The sequence below is a fragment of the Sphingomonas yabuuchiae genome (assembly GCF_001477495.1).
In the GTDB taxonomy this organism is placed as follows: domain Bacteria; phylum Pseudomonadota; class Alphaproteobacteria; order Sphingomonadales; family Sphingomonadaceae; genus Sphingomonas; species Sphingomonas yabuuchiae_A.
Map to the genome: position 1 here is coordinate 1 of NZ_LDTF01000014.1, position 5,167 is coordinate 5,167.

A 5,167-nucleotide genomic window follows, 5' to 3' on the forward strand; every position below is an offset into this window, starting at 1 on the left:
TAGCGGCGGTGATTTTTGGGGGAGGGGTGGTTTCGGCGGGTTTATCGCCCGGAACCTTCCCTCCCCCATCCCCTCCCGCTTGCGGGAGGGGAGCGTTACTGGGCAACCGTTCCGTTTCCTGACGAGCCGTAGGCCGCTTTAAGCGCGGGACGTTTCGGCTTGGCACGCCCCTCCCGCAGGCGGGAGGGGATGGGGGAGGGCTGGGTGTCTCACCGAGCCCAACCCACGAAACCATCACCCGTGCGTCGTCACGCGGTTCCCGAAGTCGAACCAACCGCGACGCTCCCCCGCCGGATAGGCCGGCCGCGCAGCGCTCGCCGCAACCGGGCGATAGGTCGAGGCGGGCGCCGCCCGCTCCACCACCGGTGCCGCCGCGACCGGCTTGGCGCTGGCCAGACGGTGGTTTTCCTTTTCCAGCTCGGCGATGCGGGTTTGTGCCGCCGACAGCTTGGCTTCGGTATCCTTCACCTGCGCGGCATGGGCGTCCCGCTCCGTGGCATAGCGGTTGCGCCATTTGCGCCCGCCCGGATGGCTCGCCAGCCCGAAGAGCCAACCCGCGATGAGGACCAGCCCCAGCACGGCGAACTGCGTCGTCGAAGTGAACAGCATCGCGTCGATCCCATCCTGTTGAATTTGGTCTGTTACGACCGGTCAACGACTGGCGGGGGCGCTGGTTGCGAAGTCGGGCTTATTGCCCCGCGATCCCTATTGTCCGGCGATCCCTATTGTCCTGCGATCAACGTGTCCTTGATCGAACAGGCGGCAGGGCCGAGGATGACGACGAACAGCACCGGCAGGATGAACAGGATCAGCGGCACGGTCATGATCGCGGGCAGGCGCGCGGCCTTTTCCTCGGCGCGCATCATGCGTTCGTGGCGGAACTCGGCCGACAGGACGCGCAGGGCGCTGGCCAGCGGCGTGCCGTATTTCTCGGTCTGGATCATCGTGGTGACGACCCCGCGCAGCGAATCGAGATTGACCCGCATGGCCAGGTTTTCCAGCGCCTGCCGCCGGTCGGTCAGGAAGCCCAGTTCGACCGAGGTCAGCTGAAATTCGTCGCCCAGTTCGGGATAGGCGCGGCGCAGTTCGCGCGATACGCGGGCAAAGGCGGCATCGACGGTCAGGCCCGCCTCGGCGCAGATGACCATCAGGTCGAGCGCATCGGGCAGGCCCTTGCGGATCGCGGCGGTCCGCTTGTCGACCTGGTTCTTGAGCGCCAGGTCCGGGGCCTTATAGGCCAGCAGGAGCGTGCCCGCGACGATCATGTAGCGGCTGAAACCGCTCCAATCGGCAAAGTCCTCGGTGCCATAGACCCACAGGGCCATGCCGCCGCCCAGAACGATCGGCAGGGCCAGCCGTCCGAAGATCACGGCGAACGCCATTTCCTTCGAGCGGATGCCCGCCTGGAGCAGGCGCAGCTGGATCGCCTTGACCTGTTCGTCCTGCAGCATCTTGAGCGCGCCCAGGACGGTGCGCATCCGCTCCAGCAACGTGGCGCGGTCGATCAACTGCGCCCGGCGCCTGGGGCCGCTGTCGATCCCCGCCTTCAGCAGTTCGCGCCGTTCGTTCAAGGCGCGCACCCGCTTCGTCATCGGGTCGCGGCTCCCGATCAGGACGTAGCCCGCGACCAGCAGCGCAAAGACGCAGACGCCCCAGAGCAGCGCGCTGAACGATGCGGGGTCGAGGCCGAGAATGGCGGGCGCGGGACTGGTCATTCAGATCTCGAAACTGATCATGCGGGACATGATGAAGGCGCCAAGGCCCATCCAGAGGAAGCCCGCGGCCCCGACCAGCATCAGCCGCGGATCGATGAAGAAGCGGGCCATATAGGGCTGGTTGATCATCCAGATCATGCCGAACACGCCAAAGGGCAGAAAGCCGATGATATAGGCCGATGCCTTGGATTCGGACGACATCGCCTTGATCTTCAGCTTCATCTGCGCACGCTTGCGCAGAACGTCGGCCAGGTTGGAGAGCGTCTCGGCCAGGTTGCCGCCCGTTTCGCGCTGGATCGCGATGGCGATGACGAAGAAGCGGAATTCTGGAATGTCGAGCCGGTCGGCGGTTTCCTGAAGCGCGGCGTCCATGCTGCGGCCGATGCGCATCCGGTCGGAAACGCCGCGGAATTCCTCGCCGACCGGACCGGGCAGTTCCAGAGCGACGACCGCCATCGTCTCGCTGATCGGCAGACCCGAGCGCAGGCCGCGGACCAGCAGTTCGATCGCATCGGGAAAGCGCGTGACGAACTTGTCGCGCCGCCGTGCGATCAGCCGCCCGATGACGATATGCGGCACCCAGAGGCCGAGGCACAGGCCGAGCAGCAGCGCGCCGAAAAAGGGCAGGCCGAACAGCATCAGCAGGACCAGCATCCCGAACGACAGTCCCGCACTGGCCATGCCATATTGGCCGACGGTCCAGTCGCGTCCGGTACGGTCCAGCCGCGTGGCCAGCTTGGCGGGATTGGGGAGCAGGCGGCCGAACGCCTTGTCCATCCGCGTGTCACCGGCCAGCGCGATCCCGCGTGAGGCGGCGACGGCCTCCAGCGGCTTGCCGAGGTCGAGCGCGACGCGACCGCGCAGCCCCGCCAGCCGCCGCGTCTGGCTACGCGACCGGGCAGGCGCGGCAAAGGCCGCCATGGCCAGCACCAGCGTCAGAAAGACGCCCATGGCCAGGATCAGGGTCGCCGTCATCGACATGCTCGTCAGTCGGCCCGTGTCCGCTTGCCAAGCAGCGCCTTCAGGTCGAACCGGTCGAGCAGGCCGCGTTTGGCGGACATGTCGACATTGCCCTCGGCCGAGGCGCAAAGCCGCTGGGTCAGCTCGATCAGCGGTGCGACGGTGCGCGAGGTGCGGCCGAGTTCGGCGATGGGCTTGCCGACCTTGGCGGCCTGGACGACCAGCTTGGGATCATAGGGCATGACGAAATCGATGGGGCGTTCGATCGAACCCTCGAAATCGCTCTGCGCGATCTCGCACTGGCCGGGCGGCTGGACGCGGTTGGCGATGGTCAGCACGGTGGCCTGCGGCGCATGGGTCTTGGCCCAGGACAGCAGGCGGATGGTGTCGCGCGCGGCGGCCAGGGTCAGCTCGGTGACGAGCACGATGGTCTGCGCCGATCCGACCAGCATCGGCTGCTGGATCATCATCCCGCGCGGCAGGTCGACGATCGTCGTCTCGAAGTTCAGGCGCATCTCGTCCTGCAACTGGGCAAAGGCCTGGCCATCGGTCAGGATCGGCGCGCTGATCGGCGCTTCGGCCGACAGGATCGCCAGCTTTTCCGACGCCTTGACCATGGCGCGTTCCAGGAACAGCCCGTCGATGCGGCTGGGATTGTCGATCGCATCGACCAGTCCGCGTCCCGGCTCCAGGTCCAGCGCCAGCGCGGCGGTGCCGAAATGGACATCCAGATCGAGCAGCGCCGTCGTCCGGTCGAGCCGCTCGGCCATCAACCAGCCGAGCGACGCGGCGATGGTCGAGGCGCCCACGCCGCCGCGTACGCCGACCACCGCGACGCTGCACGTCGCCTTTTCGGGAGCCATCTCCATGGCGCGTGGCGCGTGCAGGATGGTGCGGGCCTGTGCGATCGTCTCACGCAACTGGTCGGCGTTGATCGGCTTCAGCAGATAGTCGTGCAGGCCGCTGGCCACCAGCGAGCGGTACAGCCGGACGTCGTTGACCGATCCGACCGCGATCACGATGGTGCCGGGTTCGCAAACCTCGGCCAGATTGCCGATCTCGCTGACGGGATCGGCGATATCGGTCAGGTCGACCAGCAGAATCTGCGGGCTGGCCAGTACCGACAGCGACTGGATCGCACCGGACAGGCCGCCCTTCATGACCTTGTCGACCGACCACCCCTGTTCGGCGACCAGCGGGCGGATCGCCTCGACCGTCCAGTCGTCGCTCACAAAGGCGAGGAACGGATCGCGGACGGTCAGCATGGCGGGTTTCCAGGGGGCGTTCACTGTGCGCCCCCCGAGGAAGCGCCACCGCCACCGCCGCCGCCCTGGCTGCTATTGGGATCGCGCAGCGTGGTGCCGCCGCGCCCCGTCGGCGGGGCGGCGCGCAGGGCCTTGACCCCGCGGGTGCCCGTCTCGGTATCGCTGGTGGCGGCACCGGGCACGCCCTGTACCAGGTCGGTGGGGTTGGCGACCATCGCCGCGAGGTTGCGATTGATCGCGCAACCCTGGTTGGATGAGGTCTTGCCCTCCCAGTCGAGCGCGGTGTCGCTGCGCAGGTCGGGGCAGCCCGGTACGGAGGCACGGGCGCGCGTCACGACCACGCGGATCGTCGCGGGGGCGACCGGACGGCGCGTGATCGGCGACGCCTGACCCAGCAGCAGGCCATAGCGGCCGATGACGCCCGCGACGTCGCGATAGGCGTCGGGGCCTTCGCCCGCCGGGTCCTCCACCACGACGCGGTCGCCATAGCCGAGATGCAGGTTGCGCGCCCAGCCGTCGAGCCGTCGATCCTCATCCGCCGCCAGCCGTCCGCCGGACAGCGCCAGGTCGAGCGCATATTCGGTCTGCGACACGACCGGCTGATGCCGGGTTTCCAGATCCGGCTGACCGGCACCCATGCAGGCACCGGTCATCAGCATCAGGCCGAGCGGCATCAGAAGGAGGGGCGAGCGACGCATGGGGCGCAGTATCCTTGGGCAGGCGGTCATTCGGAGAAGCCCGGAGTCGGCATATTCTTCTTCTTGGCGGGCAGCGGGGTCGCGGTGCCATGCGGCACGGGGGCGACCTCGGCGGCCATCGGCCGACCCTGAACCGGCGGGGCCATGATCGGCACCGGGCGCGGCGTTGACGTATCGCCGCCGCCGCCCATCCGGCCCAGCAGCACGCGTTCGGCGTCATTGGCCGGACGCATCCCGTCGGTCGGCAGCGCGATCTCGGAGGGCGAGTTGACCGGCTTCACCAGATAGGGGGTGATGATGATGACCAGCTCGGTCTCGTTGCGCTTGAACGCGTTGGAGCGGAACAGCGAGCCGATCAGCGGCAGGTCGCCCAGCCACGGCGTCTTCTCGATCGAATTGTCGCGCGAGTTGGACAGCAGGCCGCCGATCATCATGCTCTGGCCGGAACCCAGTTCCAGCGTGGTCTCGGCCCGGCGGGTGGTCAGCGCGGGGATCGAGGTCCCGCTGATCGTCACCGAGCCCACGAGAC

General features: G+C 67.9%; 5 protein-coding genes and 1 pseudogene. All 6 read right to left on the bottom strand.

Going from position 1 to position 5,167, the window contains the following annotated elements; all coding sequences use genetic code 11:
* Positions 1-234: 234 nt before the first annotated feature.
* Positions 235-609: a hypothetical protein gene (locus NS355_RS04465; RefSeq protein WP_058744592.1), complete on the bottom strand. Its 375-nt coding sequence runs from the start codon at positions 607-609 to the stop codon at positions 235-237.
* 113 nt (positions 610-722) lie between these two features.
* Positions 723-1,715: a type II secretion system F family protein gene (locus tag NS355_RS04470; RefSeq protein WP_058744593.1), complete on the bottom strand. Its 993-nt coding sequence runs from the start codon at positions 1,713-1,715 to the stop codon at positions 723-725.
* Positions 1,716-2,696 carry a type II secretion system F family protein gene (locus tag NS355_RS04475; RefSeq protein ID WP_058744594.1) on the bottom strand — a complete coding sequence of 327 codons (981 nt, stop codon included), beginning with the start codon at positions 2,694-2,696 and terminating at the stop codon, positions 1,716-1,718.
* A gap of 5 nt (positions 2,697-2,701) precedes the next feature.
* Positions 2,702-3,964 (bottom strand): pilus assembly protein CpaE, encoded by a 1,263-nt coding sequence (locus NS355_RS04480; RefSeq protein ID WP_058744595.1) that lies wholly within the window; start codon positions 3,962-3,964, stop codon positions 2,702-2,704.
* A complete protein-coding gene (locus tag NS355_RS04485) occupies positions 3,961-4,638 on the bottom strand; it encodes a CpaD family pilus assembly protein (RefSeq protein WP_167345400.1) in 678 nt (225 codons plus the stop codon). Before NS355_RS04485 ends, NS355_RS04480 begins: the two co-directional genes overlap by 4 nt.
* A 26-nt stretch (positions 4,639-4,664) precedes the next feature.
* Positions 4,665-5,167 (bottom strand): annotated as a pseudogene (locus tag NS355_RS04490) (secretion system protein); the annotation flags it as partial.

Bases quoted from the DNA above. Each gene is read 5' to 3' on its own strand.
- NS355_RS04475 (WP_058744594.1), bottom strand. From the start codon at position 2,696: ATGTCGATGACGGCGACCCTGATCCTGGCCATGGGCGTCTTTCTGACG.
- NS355_RS04465 (WP_058744592.1), bottom strand. From the start codon at position 609: ATGCTGTTCACTTCGACGACGCAGTTCGCCGTGCTGGGGCTGGTCCTC.
- NS355_RS04485 (WP_167345400.1), bottom strand. From the start codon at position 4,638: ATGCGTCGCTCGCCCCTCCTTCTGATGCCGCTCGGCCTGATGCTGATG.
- NS355_RS04470 (WP_058744593.1), bottom strand. From the start codon at position 1,715: ATGACCAGTCCCGCGCCCGCCATTCTCGGCCTCGACCCCGCATCGTTC.